The 20,717-nt window shown below is 39.6% G+C and carries 24 protein-coding genes, 1 pseudogene and 1 riboswitch; of the genes and pseudogenes, 18 read left to right on the top strand and 7 right to left on the bottom strand.

All coding sequences use genetic code 11. The features are described 5' to 3' along the window. Positions 1 to 79 precede the first annotated feature (79 nt). The gene (locus I858_RS14500; RefSeq protein ID WP_071645371.1) at positions 80 to 664 is read right to left on the bottom strand and encodes a protein-L-isoaspartate(D-aspartate) O-methyltransferase; all 585 of its coding nucleotides are present in this window, start codon (positions 662 to 664) and stop codon (positions 80 to 82) included. A gap of 159 nt (positions 665 to 823) precedes the next feature. Between I858_RS14500 and msrA the strand changes: the two genes are divergently transcribed. From msrA to I858_RS14470, 6 genes are all read left to right on the top strand, one after another. After that, complete coding sequence (msrA, locus tag I858_RS14495; protein WP_049693141.1) at positions 824 to 1,504, top strand: peptide-methionine (S)-S-oxide reductase MsrA; 681 nt, start codon at positions 824 to 826, stop codon at positions 1,502 to 1,504. A 113-nt stretch (positions 1,505 to 1,617) separates the two neighbouring features. Then, a complete protein-coding gene (locus tag I858_RS14490) occupies positions 1,618 to 1,812 on the top strand; it encodes a PLD nuclease N-terminal domain-containing protein (protein WP_049693140.1) in 195 nt (64 codons plus the stop codon). Continuing rightward, the gene (locus I858_RS14485; protein WP_049693139.1) at positions 1,809 to 2,690 is read left to right on the top strand and encodes an ABC transporter ATP-binding protein; all 882 of its coding nucleotides are present in this window, start codon (positions 1,809 to 1,811) and stop codon (positions 2,688 to 2,690) included. The genes I858_RS14490 and I858_RS14485 overlap by 4 nt, the downstream gene beginning before the upstream one ends. Further along, positions 2,687 to 3,472, top strand: coding sequence for an ABC transporter permease (locus I858_RS14480; RefSeq protein WP_049693138.1), 786 nt, complete (start codon positions 2,687 to 2,689; stop codon positions 3,470 to 3,472). Before I858_RS14485 ends, I858_RS14480 begins: the two co-directional genes overlap by 4 nt. Positions 3,473 to 3,803: 331 nt before the next feature. After that, positions 3,804 to 4,628 carry a metallophosphoesterase gene (locus I858_RS14475; protein ID WP_049693137.1) on the top strand — a complete coding sequence of 275 codons (825 nt, stop codon included), beginning with the start codon at positions 3,804 to 3,806 and terminating at the stop codon, positions 4,626 to 4,628. 112 nt (positions 4,629 to 4,740) lie between these two features. Next, positions 4,741 to 5,229 carry a GNAT family N-acetyltransferase gene (locus tag I858_RS14470; RefSeq protein ID WP_049693136.1) on the top strand — a complete coding sequence of 163 codons (489 nt, stop codon included), beginning with the start codon at positions 4,741 to 4,743 and terminating at the stop codon, positions 5,227 to 5,229. Positions 5,230 to 5,294: 65 nt separating this feature from the next. Here I858_RS14470 and I858_RS14465 read toward each other — a convergent pair whose 3' ends face one another. Beyond that, a complete protein-coding gene (locus I858_RS14465; RefSeq protein ID WP_071645370.1) occupies positions 5,295 to 5,618 on the bottom strand; it encodes a CHY zinc finger protein in 324 nt (107 codons plus the stop codon). 157 nt (positions 5,619 to 5,775) lie between these two features. Further along, a riboswitch (FMN riboswitch) is annotated at positions 5,776 to 5,946 on the top strand. 62 nt (positions 5,947 to 6,008) lie between these two features. Here I858_RS14465 and I858_RS14460 point away from each other — a divergent pair. The 5 genes and pseudogenes from I858_RS14460 (at position 6,009) to I858_RS14440 (ending at position 8,731) form a co-directional block, all read left to right on the top strand. Further along, positions 6,009 to 6,293, top strand: a complete 285-nt coding sequence (locus tag I858_RS14460; RefSeq protein WP_049693134.1) for a hypothetical protein — start codon at positions 6,009 to 6,011, stop codon at positions 6,291 to 6,293. After that, positions 6,294 to 6,923, top strand: a complete 630-nt coding sequence (gene ribE / locus I858_RS14455) for a riboflavin synthase (RefSeq protein WP_049693133.1) — start codon at positions 6,294 to 6,296, stop codon at positions 6,921 to 6,923. Between the two features lie 17 nt (positions 6,924 to 6,940). Further along, a pseudogene (ribB, locus tag I858_RS14450) lies at positions 6,941 to 7,549 on the top strand (3,4-dihydroxy-2-butanone-4-phosphate synthase); the annotation flags it as partial. 35 nt (positions 7,550 to 7,584) lie between these two features. Further along, the gene (ribH, locus tag I858_RS14445; RefSeq protein ID WP_049693132.1) at positions 7,585 to 8,049 is read left to right on the top strand and encodes a 6,7-dimethyl-8-ribityllumazine synthase; all 465 of its coding nucleotides are present in this window, start codon (positions 7,585 to 7,587) and stop codon (positions 8,047 to 8,049) included. Between the two features lie 151 nt (positions 8,050 to 8,200). Then, positions 8,201 to 8,731, top strand: coding sequence for a histidine phosphatase family protein (locus I858_RS14440; RefSeq protein ID WP_049693131.1), 531 nt, complete (start codon positions 8,201 to 8,203; stop codon positions 8,729 to 8,731). Positions 8,732 to 8,780: 49 nt separating this feature from the next. On the opposite strand, the gene I858_RS14435 is transcribed toward I858_RS14440, so the two are convergent. Continuing rightward, positions 8,781 to 9,404, bottom strand: a complete 624-nt coding sequence (locus I858_RS14435) for a flavodoxin family protein (protein WP_049693130.1) — start codon at positions 9,402 to 9,404, stop codon at positions 8,781 to 8,783. 165 nt (positions 9,405 to 9,569) lie between these two features. Here I858_RS14435 and I858_RS14430 point away from each other — a divergent pair, with 165 nt between their 5' ends. The 6 genes from I858_RS14430 to I858_RS14405 all read left to right on the top strand — a co-directional run bounded on the left by I858_RS14430 (position 9,570) and on the right by I858_RS14405 (position 16,867). Next, the gene (locus I858_RS14430) at positions 9,570 to 11,387 is read left to right on the top strand and encodes an LTA synthase family protein (protein WP_049693129.1); all 1,818 of its coding nucleotides are present in this window, start codon (positions 9,570 to 9,572) and stop codon (positions 11,385 to 11,387) included. A 68-nt stretch (positions 11,388 to 11,455) separates the two neighbouring features. Next, a complete protein-coding gene (locus tag I858_RS14425) occupies positions 11,456 to 12,478 on the top strand; it encodes a YcjF family protein (RefSeq protein WP_083553719.1) in 1,023 nt (340 codons plus the stop codon). A gap of 122 nt (positions 12,479 to 12,600) precedes the next feature. Beyond that, positions 12,601 to 13,281: a response regulator transcription factor gene (locus I858_RS14420; protein ID WP_049693127.1), complete on the top strand. Its 681-nt coding sequence runs from the start codon at positions 12,601 to 12,603 to the stop codon at positions 13,279 to 13,281. A 28-nt stretch (positions 13,282 to 13,309) separates the two neighbouring features. Beyond that, complete coding sequence (locus I858_RS14415) at positions 13,310 to 14,665, top strand: sensor histidine kinase (RefSeq protein WP_083553755.1); 1,356 nt, start codon at positions 13,310 to 13,312, stop codon at positions 14,663 to 14,665. A gap of 128 nt (positions 14,666 to 14,793) precedes the next feature. Further along, the gene (locus I858_RS14410; protein ID WP_049693125.1) at positions 14,794 to 15,660 is read left to right on the top strand and encodes a peptidylprolyl isomerase; all 867 of its coding nucleotides are present in this window, start codon (positions 14,794 to 14,796) and stop codon (positions 15,658 to 15,660) included. 13 nt (positions 15,661 to 15,673) lie between these two features. Further along, positions 15,674 to 16,867, top strand: a complete 1,194-nt coding sequence (locus I858_RS14405) for a S1C family serine protease (RefSeq protein WP_049693124.1) — start codon at positions 15,674 to 15,676, stop codon at positions 16,865 to 16,867. A 60-nt stretch (positions 16,868 to 16,927) separates the two neighbouring features. Here the strand turns inward: I858_RS14405 and I858_RS14400 are convergent, their stop codons facing one another. Further along, positions 16,928 to 17,131, bottom strand: coding sequence for a hypothetical protein (locus I858_RS14400; protein ID WP_049693123.1), 204 nt, complete (start codon positions 17,129 to 17,131; stop codon positions 16,928 to 16,930). Between the two features lie 54 nt (positions 17,132 to 17,185). Next, the gene (locus I858_RS14395) at positions 17,186 to 17,890 is read right to left on the bottom strand and encodes a type 1 glutamine amidotransferase domain-containing protein (RefSeq protein WP_049693122.1); all 705 of its coding nucleotides are present in this window, start codon (positions 17,888 to 17,890) and stop codon (positions 17,186 to 17,188) included. A 145-nt stretch (positions 17,891 to 18,035) separates the two neighbouring features. Here I858_RS14395 and ytvA point away from each other — a divergent pair, with 145 nt between their 5' ends. Next, positions 18,036 to 18,851 (top strand): YtvA family blue-light photoreceptor, encoded by an 816-nt coding sequence (ytvA, locus tag I858_RS14390; protein ID WP_420812610.1) that lies wholly within the window; start codon positions 18,036 to 18,038, stop codon positions 18,849 to 18,851. A 54-nt stretch (positions 18,852 to 18,905) separates the two neighbouring features. On the opposite strand, the gene I858_RS14385 is transcribed toward ytvA, so the two are convergent. Next, on the bottom strand, positions 18,906 to 19,781 hold the full coding sequence (locus I858_RS14385) for an SDR family oxidoreductase (protein ID WP_049693121.1): 876 nt from the start codon (positions 19,779 to 19,781) through the stop codon (positions 18,906 to 18,908). A gap of 136 nt (positions 19,782 to 19,917) precedes the next feature. Further along, positions 19,918 to 20,553: a superoxide dismutase family protein gene (locus tag I858_RS14380; protein ID WP_049693120.1), complete on the bottom strand. Its 636-nt coding sequence runs from the start codon at positions 20,551 to 20,553 to the stop codon at positions 19,918 to 19,920. Between the last annotated feature and the right edge of the window lie 164 nt (positions 20,554 to 20,717).

Below are 20,717 nucleotides of genomic sequence, written 5' to 3'. Positions count from 1 at the left end.
TTGTTGCGTACAAAACGATTGAATTGAATAAAAGAAAGTAATAAGTAGAAATACATAGACTTGTTGGGTTAATAGGGGATTACATTTCATATTTCCCTTTTAGTGTAACAAATAGTACGTGGTTTAAAAGCGTGCTGTGAATTTTGCCTTTAGCATCTTTTTCAATCAGTCTAAGTTCTTGGCTGGCAGAACTTCCTACTGGAATCACCATTTTCCCTCCATGATTTAGTTGTTCAATTAGTTCTTTCGGAACTTCAGTAGCTGCAGCGGTAACCATTATCCGATCAAAGGGAGCACGCTCTTTCCAGCCCGCGCTGCCATCTCCTAATTTAAAATGAATGTTATCAAGACCTAATTGGGCTAACCGGTCTTTTGAACGATGATGCAACTCCTCAATTCTTTCGATTGTGTATACAGTTTTAGAAAAATTAGCAAGTAGCGCGGTTTGAAAACCTGATCCAGTTCCAAGCTCCAATACTTTCTGGCTGGGTTCGAGGTCGAGTGCCAGTGTCATTTCGAGAACGAGCGATGGTTGTGAGATTGTTTGTTCAAATCCAATAGGCAAGGCATGATCAAATGTAGCAAGATCTTTGTTGGTATCCATAAAAAAGCTGCGATCCATTTGTCTGAAATAGGTGATGATTTCTTTTCTTCGTTCGCTCATCATGTTCACCCGCTTTCTTGTATTGTGTTTTTAGTAAACAAAGCGATAGCTGAGTCATGCATTTTCTGAACAGTCTTGTTACATTGAGTTTAATAAAAAACTAGCAAGCTGTATAGAAAGTAGACTGGAATTTATACAGAAAAAGAGAGGGCGATTCGTATGGATTTTCAACAAATGGTTATTAGGTCAATTGAAGAAGATATTCGTCAAAATGATCAGAGATTGGAACTTGCTACTTTTGGGATGGGCTGCTTTTGGGGACCAGAAGCACGCTTTGGTAGCATGTCAGGAGTGGTCCGAACCTGTGTGGGGTTTACTGGCGGAACAACACCAACGCCTACTTATAGAAAAATGGGCGATCACACGGAAACAGTTCAAATCAGTTTTGATCCACGAGTCATCAGCTATGAAGCTATCCTTCGAGAATTCTGGCAAAATCATTATCCAAATCGCGATAATTATAAAGGGAGACAATATATTTCTTTAGTCCATTACCATACAGAGCAGCAACGCAAAACGATTGAAAACATTCAAAAAGAAATGGAAATGCAACTCCGCGAGCCAATTGAAACGGAAATTGCACCTGTTAGTGAATTTACGTTAGCTGAAGAACGCCACCAAAAATATTATTTGAAACGGTACCCAAAAGCTTTAGAGCAACTGGCAGAACTTTATCCTAACAACGCATTATTAAAAGATTCCACTTTTGCTGCTCGGCTCAACGGTTTTGTAAAAGGCTTTGGAACAAAAGGCAGTGTGCGAGAAGACATAGCCCAGTGGAGCATCGGAGTCGCTGAAAAAGAACGGTTGACTGATCTTTTTTTAAAGTTGAAATGGTAGATGAGCTTTTGACTGAGATAAGCTTGTAAGAGAATGAATTTTGTCCGTAACTATAGGAGATTAAAGAGCGAACTCATATAATAGAAAGAAAAGAGAAAAGTAGGAGATACCTAGTGGATCAAACAACATTGTTGTTAGCTTTACTGCCAATTGTCGTAATTCAATTTGCCTTAATGATTTTTGCCTTAATCGATTTGATAAAAAACCCCAATCCGAATGGTCCGAAATGGATGTGGGGAATCCTTATTGTTATCGTCAATATTTTAGGACCGATTCTTTACTTTGTAATCGGGAGGAGAAACTATTGAATATAGTGGAAGTGGAAAAACTAACAAAGCATTACGGACAAGAAGATGTTGTGAAGCAACTTTCTTTTGCATTAGAAAAAGGCACTGCTACGGCTTTAATCGGTCCGAATGGAGCAGGGAAAACGACAACCTTGTCGATGTTAGCTGATTTACTGTCTCCTTCAAGTGGAACAATTACACTAGCTGAAAATTTGACCATCGGTTTTCTTCCTCAGTATCCTCAATTTTTTCCGTGGTTGACAGCGTTAGAGTTTGTGGAAATGGCCGCAAAAATAAGCGGGATTGAAACGAGAAAAGCGAAATTGCAAGCAACTCGCACCTTGGAATTTGTAGGACTTGAGACGGCAATGAATAAAAAGACAGGCGCTTTTTCAGGGGGAATGAAACAACGCCTTGGCCTTGCGCAGGCTATTGTCCATCAGCCGAAACTTCTTTTGTTGGATGAGCCGATTTCAGCTCTAGATCCGACGGGGCGACGTGAAATCATGGATTTATTGAAATCACTACAGCAGGATACAACAGTTCTGTACTCTACTCATATTTTAAATGATGCAGAAGAAATGACTGACCAGTTGTTGTTTATGAAAGATGGGTGTTTGATTGAGCAAGGCTCTCTAAGCGAAGTCAAGAATCGGCATGCTGATCCCCACATTCGTATACAGTTTCAAAATCAGACTCAAGCGTTAGACTTTGCTAAGAGGCAGTCATGGAAATCTGAAGTGAAAGAAAGTTTTGTTTTTTTGCCTGTTCATGAAAGCTATCCAAACATGCAGCAAGTTCTTCGTATTCTGGCTTCTGAACAACAAGGCATTATAGGGGTTGAATCACAAGCGGCTTCGCTAGAAGAAATCTTTTTAAAGGTGGTCGCTGCGAAATGAAGCAATTTCTTATTTTAACGCAAAAAGAGTGTTTGGAAAATATACGGAATTATAAAATTTTCTGGATACCCGCAGTTTTCATTCTTTTAGGGATTACCGAGCCTGTAGTCAATTATTTCCTTCCTCAAATCTTGGAGTCCTCCGGCGGTTTACCAGATGGCGCAGTGTTAGAATTACCAACACTTATGCCAGAACAACTATTGATAGCGGTCATGGAACAATTTCAAACGATTGGTATGGCTGTACTGATTTTAGCTTATATGGGAAGCATAGCTGGAGAACGAAAAAGCGGGACAGCCACTTTGCTGTATGTTCGGCCACTTTCTTTTTCAGCTTATTTTCTAAGCAAATGGGCAGTCGCTTCTGTTGTTTCCTTGGTTAGTGTCTGGCTTGGCTTTCTGGCGGGCTATTATTACACATTCCTTTTTTTTGGAGAAGTTGGATTTGGCAAGCTTGTTCAACTAATGGGAACGTATAGCATTTGGGTAGTGCTCATTTTAACGATTGTTTTAGCAGCAAGCGCCGTTTCACCAAATGGCGGAATTGCAGCGGCGGTTGCATTTGCAACATACCTGATCTTGCAACTAACGGATAGCTTATTCGGTACGACTTGGTCCATGTCACCGGTGAAAATCCCGCAGTACGGAGCGGCTTGGTTAACGGCATCTTCCGATGGAGGTAGTCTCGTAGGAGCTATCGGAATAGCTGTTTTATGTATTTTTCTTTTAAGCGTTTTAGGTAGTGTGGCATCACGAAAAAATAAAGCCAAGACCAAAGTTTGAGTTGCCGCTCACAAATCTACTGAGAAACTTGCACGTTTTTTAGTACAACGAGTAGCATGGATTAAAGGAGTGGAAACAAATGCTACATCATGTAGAAGTCAATGTTTCAAATATATGACGTTTCATGCAGTTTCATGTGCGCAAGTAGACGAAATGACTGAAAAAATGAGACAATTGGGTATGTGAATTTTATACGAAGACCTTCATCCCTATGCAGTGTTTCTAGAAGGATCTGATCGTTTGAAAATCGAAATTGTAGCACCGAATTAAGTAGATGAAAAGATGGAGCCGACTCCGATGGTTCGAATGAAGATTGAATAGAGGGTAGTACATGAAAAAAATGATAGTACTTATGCTGTTAGTGATACTGGCATGGAGTGGTATTTGGATCAGTAACAAGTGGGTACAAACTACGGAATACACGATAGCGTCTGAAGAGTTGCCAGCTGCTTTTAATGGAGCGACTATTGTTCAGGTATCAGACTTGCATAATGCCACGTTCGGAAAAGATCAATCGTCACTGATTAAAAAGGTAGCAGCGGCCAATCCGGACGTCATTTTTTTGACGGGTGATCTTATCGACAGCAATCGTTATGATTTAGAGGCTAGCTTGGTATTAGTTGATGCGCTTGTCGAGATGAGTAAAGTGTATTACGTGACAGGAAACCACGAAGTGGCTTCCAATAATATTGAGGAAATAACAGCTGCGTTGCGTAAACGAGATGTCGTGGTTTTGGAAGATGAGCAAGTTGAATGGGAAAAAGGACAATCGTCAATCCAGCTTGCAGGAATCAACGATCCTTTGACAGAACCTAAGATACACGGGGACGAAGCTACGCAAGAGAGTCTTGAGCATGCGCAACTGACAGACAACTTTACCTTGTTGTTAGCGCATCGTCCTGAATATTTTCCGATTTATGCAGAAGCTGGAGTGGATGTAGTGTTTTCAGGACATGCCCACGGCGGCCAAATTCGAATTCCTGGACTTGGCGGTTTGGTTGCTCCAGGACAAGGCTGGTTTCCGAAAGTAACGGAAGGGATCTTTGAAAAAGATCAATCGAAAATGGTTGTTAGTCGTGGACTTGGCAATAGTACTTTTCCTGTCCGTATTTTTAATCTGCCTGAAATTGTCGTAGTGACATTGAAGAAAGAGTAAAGCTGAAGTGGATGCAGCTTTTTCTATTCAATAGTCTTCTGACTATCTTTTTGAATCTGGAGGATGCCTGACAGTTTAAGACAATGAACGCAAACAAGGAGGTCTACTTAACATGATTAAAAAAAGAGAAGTGACATTGCATCGCTACTCCTCGAAACGATCAATCGGTTACGATTTGCCCACACATCAGCTGGAGTTTACACGATTGCCTTTAGAAATTATTGAAAAAGATGCTAAAGATCCGTTAAAGCATTTTATTATTATTAAAGCACGCGGAGAAGATGTGGGTTTTTTCGAATTGGATGAATCGGAAGACCGAAAAAAATATTCGAACAATCCAAAAGCCTTATTATTGAGAGGGTTTTCTGTAAATCCGAAATATCAAGGGCGAGGAATTGCGACAGGGTCTATTTTTGCACTTCCAGAGTTTATGAAAATGGAGTTTCCAGATTTCGATCAAGTGGTGTTAGGTGTCAATGCGCGTAACATTCCTGCGCAACGCTTATACCAAAAAGCAGGATTTGAAGATACAGGTAGACGAATTATGCGCTCTAAAGGAGAGCAGCTTGTAATGTCTTTACACACCAATAAAGCCAAGTGAGATATAATTTCTCACTTGGCTTTATTGGTTTTTTTAAAAGGTCATTTTTCTAGGGCTTCTAGCTTTTATCCGAAATAAAGCTGCTTATGCACGCTGCAGCCTGGATTAAAAGACAAAGAACAGTTGGGACAAGTAGATGCACAGGCTAAATATTCATCGATAGTAAGTTCATGCCCGCAGCTCCCGCATAGTACTGCTTTTTCTTGGAACTGGTCTTTTGGCCAAACTTGATGGTTACCGCAGCCTGTAGCTTGGTGGCATTCGAAGCAGGGAAAGTAGTGCTGACAGCAAAAAAACTTGATGGCAATTCGGTCGATGGGTGAATGGTAATGAGCACAACGTGTTTCGGCATCTACTCTGACGCCTTTCACTGCATGGTGATGAGACATAGTAACTCGTCCTTTCTGAAATAGCGATAGGCTTTAAAATAGACAGTTGTTTAAGGGATATAGAATTCGACTTGACTGGAGTTCGTTGGAAGTATCAGCTAAATGTATATAGTTCGATTTCTTACTATGCTACTATGAAAGAGACGAAACTACGAATCTAATTCTTCGGGGCAAGGTGAAATTCCTTACCGGCGGTGAGCAGGAAACTGCAAGTCCGTGACCCGGTTGGACGATAACTCGCATAGGCCACTATGCGTAAAGCGTTCAAACGGTGGAGCTGGTGAAACTCCGGCACCGACAGTTACAGTCTGGATGGGAGAAGAATCTAGAAATCGGTTTCGTTATGTGTCTCTTCTTTTCAATGAGTTAAAATTGAAAGGAGGAATTTGTATGACCAAAAACCTTTATCAGGGAGAAGTCTCTGGAAATACAAGTCAACGGTCTTTCACCCTGCTCATTTCCTCAGCGGAAAACGAGCTTCTTCAAGGTACAAAAAATTGCCATCCAACTGGCCGTCTTGATAAAGAAGTAAGGCACATGTATAGCTATCTACAAATTCAAACCCTTCTGAACGATCCCTTTCTCACCACCCATACGCCCCTTGGTGGAAAGTACCCAATAAATCGCACGATCTCAATTGAATATGTTTTGAACAGAACGGAGGAGTGTGCCTAAATGTTTACAGGTATTGTTGAAGAAGTCGGACAGGTTGCCTCAGTTCGCTCTAAGCCACAAGCAATGGAGTTAACCATTTCCTGTGCGCTAATTTTAGAAGACGTTAAACGTGGAGACAGCATTTCCATTAATGGCGTTTGTTTAACTATTTCTACATTCAGTTCTAAGACATTCACAGTGGATGTCATTCCGGAAACGGTCAAGTCTTCAACTATGAGTGGATTAAAAGCAGGAGCACGGGTGAATTTAGAACGTGCGATGCCGGCTAACGGCCGTTTTGGCGGCCATTTTGTCAGTGGTCATATTGATGGCGTTGGCGTTATCCGTTCAGTAAAAAAAGAAGCGAATGCTATGACTAAAACGATTGAACTGGAACCTCGACTCATGAAGTATATGATGCTAAAAGGCTCTATCGCTGTTGATGGAACTTCCTTGACCATTTTTTATCTCGACCACAATTCAGTAACCATTTCTCTGATTCCAACTACGCGAGAAGATTCGCTGTTAGGCGAAAAAGGCATTGGGGAAAAGGTCAATATTGAATGTGATTTACTGGCAAAGTATACGGAACGCATTCAAACAGCAGAACCAAAAATCAGTAGAAACTGGCTGGCGGAAAATGGATTTTAAAAGGAGGCGCTGAGAAAATGTTCTACACAGTAGAAAAAGCCATTGAAGAATTGAAAAAAGGCAAAACCATCATCGTCATCGATGACGAAGACCGAGAAAACGAAGGTGATTTTGTCGCATTGGCAGAATTCGCTTCCCCTGAAATCGTCAATTTGATGGCGACTGAAGGACGAGGCTTGATCTGCGTACCACTTGCCCAATCAATCGCTCAAAATTTACAAATTGGTCTTATGACAGACCATAATACAGATGAATATGGAACTGCTTTTACGATCAGTGTGGATCATAAAGATACAACGACAGGCATTAGTGCTTTTGAACGTTCTCATACAATTACGAGCTTAGTCAAGCCAACTGCGAAAGCAACAGACTTTAAACGTCCTGGTCATGTTTTCCCATTGATCGCAAAAAATGGCGGCGTCCTAGAACGGACAGGGCATACTGAAGCGGCGGTGGATTTAGCGAAACTTGCCGGTTCGTCTCCAGCAGGAGTTATATGTGAAATCATGAATGCGGATGGCACGATGGCGCGAGTGGATGATTTGTTACAAGTGTCTGAACGGCTCGGTCTAGGTATTTTGACGATTAAAGATTTAGTAACGTACCAACAAGAACAGCAAAACATGACAACTTATTAATCTACTAGAGGAGATGGACTTAAATGACGATACATTTTGAAGGATATTTAAATGGTGAAGGATTACGAATCGGAATAGTGGTTGGACGTTTTAACGAGTTTATTACGAGTAAATTATTGGGCGGTGCAGAAGATGCGCTAAAACGCCACGGTGTTAGTGAAGAGGATGTGTCGATTGCTTGGGTGCCAGGAGCTTTTGAAATTCCGCTTGTAGCGAAAAAGATGGCGATGAGTGGGAAGTATGATGCCATCATCACGCTAGGGACAGTTATTAGAGGCGCTACTCCTCACTTTGACTATGTTTGCAGCGAAGTCGCTAAAGGTGTTTCAAGAGCGAGTGACCATGCAGATATTCCAGTCATTTTTGGTGTTTTAACAACAGATTCTATTGAACAGGCGATTGAACGCGCTGGAACAAAAGCTGGGAACAAAGGCTGGGAATCAGCAGCTGGAGCCATTGAAATGGCAAACTTGATGAAAAAATTATAAGTCAAAACTCCTGAGCTGTTGCTCAGGAGTTTTTTTGAAAAGGTTGAAATCTCAAAAAACGGGAACGTGTGATATAACGACAAAATCACAGTAAAAATTTACGATAAATCTAGCTACTGGATGGATCATCAAACAAAATGGAGGGTTGGTCATGGAGAAGACCATTTATTTGGTTAGGCATTGCCAAGCGACGGGGCAAGCACCAGATGCACCGTTGACGGAACTAGGCAAGTTGCAAGCAAAGGAATTAGCGGAATTTCTACGAGAACGGGAAATTGTTCATTTTGTTTCGAGTCCATTTACGCGAGCGATTCAGTCGGTTGAACATGCAGCAGACCAACAGAATTTACGAATCGAAATTGATGATCGATTAGCAGAACGCGTATTGAGCTCTGAGAATTTGCCTGACTGGATGGAGAAACTTGAGGCTTCATTCGCAGCGGATGAGTTGAAGTTTGTCGGAGGAGAGTCTGGAAAAGAAGCCGGAGACCGAGCGATGGAAGCGCTAAATAGAATGGAAGACAGAACTGTAGCAGTCACGCATGGAAACTTACTAGGTTTGCTATTAAAAAGAATAGACAACGGCTACGGGTTTTCAGAGTGGCAAAAACTAACCAATCCGGACGTGTTTGAAGTAAAGATAACAGAAAAGCATCTGTCTGCAACTCGTCTATGGAGATAACACATAAAAAAACTGGTAGCACCTTTGCTACCAGCTAGTTAGTGATAACTTATTCAAGTGTATTGCCTTCAGCTGGAATAGGATTGTTTTTCAGCATTCCTGCGAAATGATAAGTGTTATAAGCAAGGCGTTGAATCGCTGATTTAGTAAAATCATTGTCTTTTCCAGAATCCATATAAGAAGGACCTGGTCCTGCTTCACCAACCCAATAAGCATCAACGTTTGGTGGAATTACAAAGCCGATATGAGAAAGGCCGTAAAGAATCGAAGCTGCAGCATGTTTAGCGCCATCTTCGTTTCCGGTAATTGCCACACCACCGACTTTGTTATAGAAAATAGATTGTCCTTTATCGTTAGTTTCACTGCTGCTGGCGTATAATCGTTCAATTGTTTGTGTAGCTAAAGAGCTTTTTTCTCCTAGCCAAAGAGGAGTACCGATGATCACAATATCTGCAGCCATGACTTTTTCAAAAACTTGTGGCCATTCGTCTCCTTCGCCCATATCTGCTTGTACCCCGTGTGCAACGGCATAATCGGCTAAACGTACAACTTCAGATTCAACGCCTAGTTGGTTGTAATGAACTTGAACATCTTTGATAAATCCTTCTGTATGAGAAGGTTCCTCTGAACCTTTTAAAGAAGTATTAATGAAAAGTGCTTTTAATGTTTGCATAGTCTCGCTCCTTTTGAATAGTTAGGATATGTTTCTTGAAGAAATTGAAGATTGCTTATCGGTAACTAAATGCTAATTTAACCTGTACAGTTTTGTATTCCCTACTTAACTGAATATATGCAACATGTAATATGCTTTTTCGTCTGTAGAAAAGAGGTGTTTATGATGAAAAAAACAGATGTCATGCCTTATTTACTCATTTTTCTTTTCTTGTTCATTAAAGTAAGTGTTTTTCGTGTGCTTATTTTTGATGCAAAATCATTTTGGCATATTGTCTTAATCGAATTCCCAACGTGGGCTTTATTGTTATCGATTGTGTTGCTTGTAACTAAAAAGAAAATGTACCGTGTAGTTTGGATATTTAATTTTTTTGTTTCTGCTATATTTTTCATTACCACGCTTTATATGCGTTATTACACAACCATTCCTTCATACTACGATTTGCAGCAATTAACGCAAACGAGTTCTGTCAGCAATACCATCACGATGTTATCCAACCCATGGGATTTTTTATTTTTCTTAGATGCTGTGTTGCTATTTTCTCTCGCAGGGCACTGGAAAAATCCTGTAAAGCCAGTAGCAATGAAATATGTTGCGGTCTCGATGGCTGCAATATCTTCAATCACCATCGTTTACGCTCTTCAACAACCCATTATCGATGTTTCTTATTTTGCAAAAGAAAATGGATTTCTGCAATCTCAAGTGGTTCAATTGTATAACCGCTCAACGGATACTGCTCATGCTTCATCTAGTAAGTTATCAGCAAGAGAATTAGAACAACTAAAAGGAAATAAGTATGTAGAAATTAGTGAACATGAAAGCTTTGGAGTAGCTGAAGGGCGGCATTTGTTCATAATTCAAGTAGAGTCTTTGCAAAATTTTGTGATTAAAAGAACGTTAAATGATCAAGAAATTACACCCCACCTCAACAAACTTTTAAGTGAAAGTGCTTATTTTTCGAATGTTTTTCAGCAAGTTGGAGCGGGTACAACGTCTGACGCTGAATGGATTATTAACACAGGACTTTATCCGCAAGGAATGATTCCAACTACTAATAGCCTGTCAGGAAAAAGAGTCTCTTCTCTAGCGCGTGTATTAAAAGAAAAAGGGTATGGCTCTGCTACGTATCATGCAGACGATGTGACGTTTTGGAATCGGGACGTTTTATATCCGGTTCTTGGCTATGAAGAGGTATTTTCTATCGAAGAAATTCCAAATGTGAAGAATGTTGGATTTGGTCCTGCTGATAAAGTATTATTCGATTTTGCAGCAAGTGAATTACCTCGCCAGCTCAACACTTATGATCAAATTTATGCTAATATTGTTACGCTTACAAGTCACACACCATTCGAAATCCCTGCAGATATGCAATACTTAAATTTACCTGCTGAGTATGAAGAGATGTATATTGGAAACTACTTGCAATCAATTCGCTACGCAGATGAAGAAATTGGTGCATTTATTCAAAAACTAAAAAATCAAGGAATTTATGATGAATCGCTAATCGCGATTATAGGAGATCATTCAGGTATGCATGGCAGCTTAGTGACCGAAGAAGATCAGCGGTTATTAAGTAATTTCTTAGGACACGACTATTCGTTGAAAGATCAATATGCTGTTCCGTTACTGTTCACAGGCGGCAATCTTTTTGAAAAAACAGAAATGACGCGTCTTGGTGGGCAAACGGATGTGATGCCAACTTTGTTGGCTTTACTGGGCATCGATCACGACTTTCCAATGATGGGACATAATCTGTTTGAGTATAAAAAGAATTTAGTAGGAATGCGTTATTATTTACCTGGAGGCTCTTATATTCAGTCTGAGCAATTTTATAAAGCGCCCGGAGCCAAATTGCCGGAAGTATTATACGATTTGAAAACAATGGAAAAACGTAGTAAAAATGGCGAAGCAAAAAAACATATTCATGACACCGAAACATTGATGAACTATGCCGATACCTTATTAAAAGAATACACAGAGTAATAACCGTTATACTTAAACAAAAGCTGTTAAAGTGATTAGTAAGTATGGATAAAGGAGAGAAACAGTCTATGGTAAGGGAATTTGAAAAAGAAGTAATACAAGCAATGGATGAAATGTTTGAAAATGAGATGAAGAAAGTGAACGATACACTTGAGCAAGACTTGTTAATTTCGTTAATTGGAGAAGTAAATGCAGGGAAATCTTCTACCATCAACAAAATCATCGGTGAAGACATTGCTAGTACTAACCCGATGCCAGGAGAAACAGTTAGCGTAGACCCTTATAACATTAAAGGCCTCGAAAATATCAAATTTATGGACACTCCTGGATTAAATGATCCAAATGACGAAAACCCTAAAAAAACACTGGAATTTGTTCAGAAATCTGATGTGATTTTATTTTTCTTAAACGCAGCAGGCACGGTGTTTTCAGAAAGCGAAAAAGAAAAATTCAACGAAATTGAAAAGCACAATAAAGACATTTTGATTGTCTTAAATAAAATTGATGCCGCTGAAAACATCCCATCGATTGTTAAGTTTATTCAAGATCATACGGCGAATAAATACAAAGTAATTCCGATTTCTTCAAAAACAGAAGAAAACTTGGAAACGTTAAAGAAGGAAATTCTTTTTTTGCTCGAAAAGAAGGGTAAAGACATACTCTTCGCCAAAAGCATGAAAGGAAAATCTACCGCTGCAAATCGCTGGATCATTGGAGCTGGTGTTTCAGCAGGTATCATTGGAGCTTCACCAATTCCAGGCTCTGACGTATTGCCATTGACAACCTTGCAAGTCGGATTGATCATCAAATTATCAAACCTTTACGATAAGCCCTTAACTAAAAAAGCAGCGAAAGATATGATTGTTGTCACTGCGACACAAACCATTGGTCACACAATTTATCGCCAAGCTCTGAAATTCATTCCGGGAGCAGGATCTGTTATCGGAGGAACCGTAGCATCATCTATGACGTTAGCACTCGGCTATGGCGTGAAGTATGCCTATGAAAACAACATCGATATTGACTACGATATGATCGGTGCCTTGTTTGTGAAACTAAAAAACCGTGAAAAAAAGCTTGATCAAGGCTAAAAAGAAACAAAAAGACTGTTCTCGAACGTCATGTTAATGACCTCTAGAGCAGTTTTTTCAATTTTCTTGCTTCATTTGAATTTGTCATTTAACTTTAAGAGAAAGATAACCGGAGGTGCGGGATGAAAATATTGGTAGTAGAAGACAATCCAAGTGTCAGTTCGATGCTAGAACTGTTTTTTTCAAAAGAAGGGATTACCGGAGACTTTGCAGCAGATGGGTTAGAAGGTTACCGGAAATACAAAGCAGGCGAATACGATTTGCTCATTTTAGACTGGATGCTTCCGGGGATGGATGGCATTGCGCTGTGTCGAAAAATTCGAGAAGAAGGAAGTTCTGTCCCAATCATTATGCTGACTGCAAAAGATAGTGAATCCGATCAAGTCATTGGATTTGAAATGGGGGCAGATGACTATGTGACAAAACCATTTAGTCCATTAACCTTAATGGCGCGTATTAAAGCTGTCACACGTCGCACACAGAAAATAGAACCAGTGTCCGATTTGATTCAAACCGTTTATTTTACAGTCAATAAAGAAACACGTGATATTTTAAAAGATGGTCAAGAAGTGGATAGCCTGACACCTAAAGAATTTGATTTACTAGTATTTTTTCTGCAACATCCAAAGCAAGTGTTCAGCCGCGAACAATTATTAGAACAAGTTTGGGGTTATCAGTTTTATGGGGATGAACGAACGGTTGATGTTCACATAAAACGCTTGCGTAAAAAAATAAATGACGGGGACAAGCTGTTCCATACAGTATGGGGAGTTGGCTATAAATTTGAAGAACACGCGGATTAAGTATTTTTATCAGCTAATTGCCAGTCATATGAGTATATTGTTAATTGCTTTTTTGATTTTGAGTATTTTATTCGTCCGTTATGTTGATGACTTTGCCTACAATGAAAAAGCAGAAGAACTTGAAGCATACGGTAGCCAAATTATTAAAGAGCTCGAACACACACGTCCAGGAAAAGATTTGCAATCCTTTGTCTCCATCTTGAAAGCGCAAAATATCAGTTTTATCGTCTTTGATCAAGAAAGTCGTATTTTATATCCTGTATCAGGTTCTTTTCCACCTGTGGAACTGACAACAGAAGAATGGAATGTGATCGAACGAGGCGAGACGTTGATTGTTAATCGCGATGTTGAGCGTTTTGAATTGTCTGTGACATTTGTGGCGATGCCGTATTTTGAAAATGGTCAATTGGCTGGTGGGGTTCTACTGGCTTCGCCGATTAGTGGTGTAAGCGAAATGATTGCCGAGTTAAACAAAACCTTGGTTACAACGATTTTAATTGCGCTGGCCATAGCACTGCTCCTAAGTTTAGGATTGTCAAAATTGCATGTTAGCCGAATCGAACATATGCGAAAAGCAACTTCGATGATTAGCGAAGGCCATTACGATGTGAATTTGCCGGAATCGAATTTTGATGAATTTGGTGATTTGGCACATGACTTTAATAAAATGGCAGTCAAGCTTCAGCAATCAAATGAAGAAATTGATCGACTTGAAAATCGGCGTCGTCAATTCATGGCAGACGTTTCACATGAGATGCGAACGCCGTTAACAACCATTGCAGGAATTATGGAAGGTCTGCGAAATAACATGATTGAAGAAGATCAGCGAGAAAAAGGCATTCGCTTAGCAAGTGAAGAAACAAAACGACTTATGCGTTTAGTGAATGAAAACTTAGATTACGAAAAAATTAGATCCAATCAAGTAACGTTGACAAAAGAAGAAATCGAAGCGGATGAACTTTTGGAGATTATTCAAGAACAGCTTTATTTGCAAGCAAAAGAAAAAGGCGACCAAATTATCATTCGGACAAACCCAGGAGATATGATTTACGGAGATATGGATCGCTTGATTCAAATTTTGATGAATATCGTCAAAAATGCCATTCAATTTACTGACAATGGCACGATTACAATCTCGACGCATTCTAAACAAAACCAGATGGAAATCACAATAGTAGACGATGGAGCTGGAATTGATGTAGAAGAAATGGATCTCGTCTGGCGACGCTTTTACAAAGCGGACTTGTCGCGTGGCAGTGGGCAGTTTGGACTTGGCTTATCCATTGTTAAACAATTAGTCACACTCCACGATGGGGAAATACATGTTGAAAGTCAAAAAGGTCAAGGAACGAAATTTGCTATTCAATTGCCACACAAAAAATGAGCTAGGGATATCATTCCCAGCTCATTTTTTATATAGAAAACGTTGCATCTTTGTTAAAACTCTAGTCATAGTTTATTCATAATTGCTTGGTATGCTATGACTAACGAATAGGAAAAGAGGTAATGACTATGAAGAAAATAATCTATATTTCGATTGGTGCATTAGCGGCAACCGCTATTTTTATATTGGCTGCTTTTAATGGCGATGAAACAGTAGCTACAGTAGGAGATAAAGAAATAACAAAAGATGCTTTATATGAAAAACTAGTGGCGTCTTCTGGAGCAGCGACACTGGATATGATGATTTCCAACGAAGTGGTCAACCAAGAAGCCGATCAAGCTGACGTTAAAGTAACGCAGGAAGAAGTCGATGCAGAACTGACTGTATACGAAGAAAATTACGGTGGGACGGAAGCTTTAAAAGAAACTCTCGCAGCTAGTGGCATGACAGTCGAAAGTTTAAAAGACGAAATAAAAACGTATTTAAAAGTTGAAAAAATAGTCGGACCAGAGATCAACATAACAGATGAGCAAATCAGTACTTATTTCGAAGACAACAAAGCAACATTCGAACAAGCTTCAACAGTAGAAGCAAATCATATAGTAGTTGAAACACAAGAGCAAGCAGACAAAGTAAAAGCAAAATTGGACGAGGGTGGCGACTTTGCCAAACTAGCAGCCGAATATTCGACAGACACAAGTAATGCTGAAAATGGTGGAGCATTGGGTGAATTTGGTATAGGTGAAATGGCGCCGGAATTTGAAGAAGCTGCATTTAGTATGAAAGCAGATGAAATCAGTGAGCCTGTAAAAACAGATTTCGGTTTTCATATCATTCAAGTAACTAATAAAACAGAGGCAGCTAAAGCTACTTTAGCAAACAGTAAAGAAGAAATTAACAAAATTTTATTTGATGAAGCATTAAGTACAAAATACGCTGAATGGTTAGCAGAAAAAACCGAGTCATACAAAATTGTCAATAAGTTGACAGAATAGGGAGTGTATAAAAATGGGGTATTATAATTCGTCAAAATCAGAAAAGAGTAAAAAAGGATACTTTGCTTCTAGCTTTACAGGATTGATTGCAGGTGCCTTATTGGTAGGTGTAATTTTACCAAGTGTAACAGATGGAGAAATTGAGAGTGTTGCAGCAACATCACACAATCAGGGAGTTAGTGGATTACAAACGAGTTCGACAGTCGTCACTTCAGATGTAACAGAAATTGTAGAAGAAACTTCTGGTGCTGTTGTTGGAGTTACCAATTTACAAGTAGCACAACAAAATCCATTTGCTTCACAAACGAGTCAGAAAGCAGAGTCGAAAGAAGCAGGGGTAGGGTCAGGTGTTATTTATAAGAAAGACGGCGAAATGGCCTACATCGTTACTAATAACCATGTAGTTGAAGGAGCACAAGATGTTATGGTTACTTTAGAAGATGGAACTGAACTTGATGCCGAAGTACTTGGAACAGATATTTGGACCGATTTAGCGGTTTTAAAGGTAGCGGGAGAAAATATTGAAACCGTTGCGGAATTCGGAGATTCTTCGGTATTGCAAGCAGGAGAACCCGTGATCGCAATTGGTAATCCACTTGGTCTACAGTTTTCAGGATCCGTAACGACTGGCGTTATTTCAGGAACTGAGCGTTTAGTACCGCTTGATATTAACCAGGATGGAACAGAAGATTGGCAGTCTGAAGTTCTCCAAACCGATGCTGCTATCAGCCCTGGAAATAGTGGAGGCGCATTGATCAATGCACAAGGACAGTTGATTGGTATTAATTCCATGAAAATTTCTCAAGAAGCAGTAGAAGGAATTGGATTAGCGATTCCGATCAATACTGCAATTCCAGTTATTTCAGACCTAGAAGCAGAAGGTGCTGTGCACCGTCCATCTATGGGTATTGCCATTTTAGACTTGGCCGAAGTCCCAGCACAATACCGCAGTAGCCAACTCAACTTGCCTACAGATGTGGAAGATGGAATTGTTGTTCAAACAGTAGCTGATGATTCAGGAGCAGCACAAGCAGGAATGGAAGCGTATGATGTGATTGTTGAATTAGATGGAAAACCGGTACGTTCTGTTCTAGAGCTTCGTCAGTATTTATACAATGAGACAAAAGTTGGCGATACTTTAGACGTGAAAGCATATCGGAACGGAGAGCTTCAAAACTTCGAACTCGTATTAAGTGAAAATAAATAAGGTAAAAAGACGTCCTAATTTTAGGACGTCTTTTTTATGTGGATTTGTGAGAGAGAAAAGTCAGTTAAGAATACCAAACCAATCTGTTCCAATGCCAAAAGCAACAAGAATAAGAATCAAAACAACAAAGACAACAAATCCAATTTGCAAAGGATTGTATCCTTTTACTCGCGGCTCTTGGATTCCTTGTTTCTGGTCATTTGGTCGATCCTTAGCTTCTGTTTCAGTTGCTTCTACATAATCTTTTTTCTCATTTTCACTCATATCATTGCCTCCTCATACTTGCTGATGTTTTTAAGTACCCTTTTATTTATAAACTTAATCCATACCTTTTTCTTCTGCTTGCAACTCACGTTCGGTTAATTTTTTAGCTAGTTCACGACCAAAAAGCTCAGCAGATTGTGGATCGCGTCCTGTCAAAATTTGTTTGTTTCCCCAGACTACATAAGCATCATGATCTTTTTCTTCGTGATAGTTTCCAATTTTACTTAGTTCGTCTTCTAAACTAAATGGAAGTAAATCGATAACTTCTTTTGGTTCTTTATCATTTGGATAACCAGTTACTTTCAGACCTTCAAGTAAAGTACGACCTTCTTTAGTTTTTGTGTAAAGGAGTGGTGCGGGTCCGTGACAAACTGCCGAGACAATGCCGCCTAGTTCATAAACGACATTGATTACGGCATGCAAGTCTTCATTATGTGCCAAATCGAACATAGCTCCATGTCCACCAACAATCATAATCGCGTCGTAGTCGCTAGCTTTGACATTAACGATCGCTGTTGTTTTATCTGCAATACCTGAATCGTATTGTTTTTGATAAATACCGGTAGGGTCAGCCTCTTTGCTCAAACTTATTGGATCAACAACTGGTTTGCCTCCGTCAATAGAAGCAAGTTCAACCATATGTCCCTTTTTCTCAAGCTCTAAAGAAGGTGCAAACAGTTCTTCTGCCCACCAACCTGTCACGTAATTATGTTCTTCGTTTGTATAACCACTTGATAGTACTGCTAATACTTTTGCCATGTTATCTGCCTCCTGTTTTAAAAAGTTCCTTTGTTGTTACAGTTACCCTGTAACAACATCCTGAAACGTGACGGACAGAGGAGTTTTTGGAGTTGAGTTCATGGGTATGCTAGAATTATCGTATAATAGAAGCTAAAAGAAAGAGGTGCATCACTTGAGAAAGCTAAATCAGGACATCCAAGTGACTTTGTTGGAAGCTATGCTAGATGGCAGCAAAGTAGGCACGATTGTGACAGATCCGTCGCAACCGGATAACCCGATTATTTATACAAATAATACACTTGTTGAGATGTGTGGTTATACAAGAGAAGAAATGATTGGGCGTAATTGTCGTTTTCTTCAAGGACCAGATACAGTAAAAGCTGATATTGATAAAATTAGAGAAGCTATTGCTAAAGAAGAAAAAGTTGTTGTGACTTTAAAAAACTACCATAAAGATGGTTCACCATTTTGGAACCGTCTTGCTATTGAACCGATTCGAATTGAAGGTAAGCTGTATTTTATTGGAACACAAACAGACGTTACGTTAGAGCACACTCAACAGCAAGAACTTATCGCTAACGAAGATGAGATTGAAAAGTTGATGTTGCCTATTTTATCTGTACAAGAAAACGTGGCAACAGTTGCACTAGTTGGCACAATGGATTTTCATCGTTTTGAAACGTTAAAAGTGAAAATTTGTGAATATGTTCAAAAACATCGCATTGAATATGTGATTATTGATATTACTGGATTGTCTTGGAATGAAAAATCTCCGCTTTTTTGGTTTAGACAAATTTACGATGCCCTGCGGATTATGGGCAGTCACTTATACGTGACAGGCATTTCAGTAAAAGCAGCACAGCAATTTGCTAAAGACTTAGATTGGAACAGCGGGTTAGTTACATTTTCGACAATTGAAAGAGCATTAAACTTTATTGCAAAAACAGAAAACAATAAAATTGAAGAAATCAATAAGTAACATAACTGAAAATAAATAGATATAAAAAAGACCCGAGCGCCGGGTCTTTTCATGTTATGAACTGATATAATCGCCACCATTAATATGGATAGCTTGTCCTGTTACATAAGTAGAGTCTTTAGAAGCTAGATATACATAAGCCGGAGCCAGTTCAGAAGGTTCTCCGCGACGTTTTAATAAAGTGTCTTGACCATGCTGTTGAACTTTTTCTTCATTGAAGGTCGAAGGAATCAAGGGTGTCCAAATAGGCCCCGGTGCGACTGAATTTACACGAATTCCTTGGTTGGCAATATTAGCAGCAAGTGAGCGAGTAAAGCTTGTAATCGCGCCTTTAGTTGCGGAATAGTCAATCAACCCAGGAGAGCCTTGGTAAGCAGTTACAGAAGATGTGTTAATAATGCAGTCTCCTTTTTGTAAATGAGGAAGAGCCGCTTGCGTCAAATAAAACATACTGAAAATATTCGTAGCGAAAGTCTCCATTAATTGATCAGGACTAATAGCTAAAAAATCGTCTTGCGGAAACTGTTTTCCAGCGTTATTTACTAAAATATTTAATTGACCAAATTCAGCGAGTACATCTATAACGAGTTGATTGCAATTTTCAACATCACTCAAGTCTGACGCAAACTTTATTCCTTTAACTCCATAAGACGCGATGACTTGGATGGTTTGATCAGCATCTTCATGCTCATCAAGGTAGGCAATCGCAACATTCGCACCTTCTTTAGCATAGGCTACTGCAACGGCTCGTCCAATGCCGCTGTCTCCTCCTGTAATAAGTGCAACTTTGCCTTCTAGTTTTCCTGAACCTACATAATCTTTGTCGTCATAAATCGGTTTGGGGTCCATATGTTTTTCTGAACCAGGTTGTGTGGATTGATGTTGGGGTTTGACTTGTTCATCTGTTTTTTCGAATTTATCTGTTGTCATTATAAATCCTCCTCCAGTTTTAAGTTGTTTACGTGGACTATTCCCTTAGATAGTCCACGTAAACAACTTTAATGAAAAGGCATTGCCCATTCAAAGAGGGCAATGCCTTGTTGTATTTGTTGAGTTAAACATCTTTTTATTTTGCGGCAATAACACCACAAGCAATGCGGTCTCCAGAGTCACCAGAAGGGTCGGTTTTTTGATCATCTTCTCCTGCATGAATCACAAGAGCAGTTCCGCCTTCTTTTAATAATGAATCCTCTTCCCCGATTTCAAGTGTCACATTTTCAGCTAAAAATTCTTGTGAAGCAGTACCATCTTCACTTACTTCAAGGTTCGGTAAGTCACCAGCATGTGGGCCATCAGGATTGTCCATGCCGTGCATAGTGCTTTCTGGGTTAAAGTGGTCGCCAGCTGATTTGAAATCAGGCGTTTCACACATTCCTTCTTGGTGGAAATGAATACCGTGTATACCTTGTTCCAAATTATCAACTTGAAGTGCTACAGCAACGCCATTATCTTCTTCAGTCAATTCGGCAGTACCAACTGCATCTCCGTCACTATTCATAAGTTCGACAGTTACTAAAAGAATTTCACCATCGTTATTTGTCGATGCGCCTTCAGTTGAATCTTCACTAGTTGAATCATCTTCAGTGGTTTCGTCTGTTGCTCCATCAGATTCTGTAGGTGGGTCTTCTGTAGAATCATTGCCACAAGCTGTTAAAAACACTAAAAAGGTTATTAGTAAACCAAACAATAGTAAACGCTTCATTTAAATTCCTCCCTTAATATTCGTATTACTCTTCCTTACACTTTCATACGCATGAGTAAACGCGATTTTCCAAAATCGATTCTTTTGTAGGACAAGAAATTCCACTTCAAGTCTTGCTCTGCTTGATGCTTTACTTTATTTTGTATAACAAAAAAGCTCTTCCA

It is taken from the genome of Planococcus versutus (genome assembly GCF_001186155.3).
Classification (GTDB): Bacteria; Bacillota; Bacilli; order Bacillales_A; family Planococcaceae; genus Planococcus; species Planococcus versutus.
This window is presented reverse-complemented; position numbering and strand designations above follow the sequence as displayed.